This is a genomic window from Bradyrhizobium sp. BRP19 (assembly GCF_020194195.1).
Classification (GTDB): domain Bacteria; phylum Pseudomonadota; class Alphaproteobacteria; order Rhizobiales; family Xanthobacteraceae; genus Bradyrhizobium; species Bradyrhizobium yuanmingense.
The window spans coordinates 1-404 of record NZ_JADYVZ010000208.1 but is presented as its reverse complement, the minus strand read 5'-3'; the positions used below and the strand labels follow the sequence as shown (position 1 = coordinate 404).

Here is a 404-nt window from a genome sequence, read left to right as displayed (position 1 = left end):
CACCAGCGCCGCCCACCATGCAGCATCCAGCCGGTGCAGCAGCCCGCGTGCGACAAACAGCATGATGAACCCGGCCACGCTGCCGATCATGTGCGAGGCTTCGACCACGAACAGCGGCACGTGCATGCGCAGGAGGTCTTCCGCTTCGTCGCTGGCAGGGGTGACGCCCGAGACCAGCAGCATTACACCCGCCACCATCGTCAGCGCGGCCAGCAGCCCTGGCGACAGCTTGACCGCAGCGCGGCCGAACGGCGCCCCGGCGCCCGAGCGCAACTCGAACGCGCCGAGCATGGCCGCAGCCACGACAAGCGGCAGCAAGAAATAGATGACGCGGTAGAACAGCAGCGCGGCCAGCACCTCGGCCGGCGGCGCCTGGCCGCTGCAGCCAAGCAGGATGACGGCCT

At 69.3% G+C, this 404-nt stretch carries 1 pseudogene; it reads right to left on the bottom strand.

Features of this window, described 5'->3' with window-relative positions:
• Positions 1-404 (bottom strand): annotated as a pseudogene (locus tag I6F36_RS39220) (hypothetical protein); the annotation flags it as partial.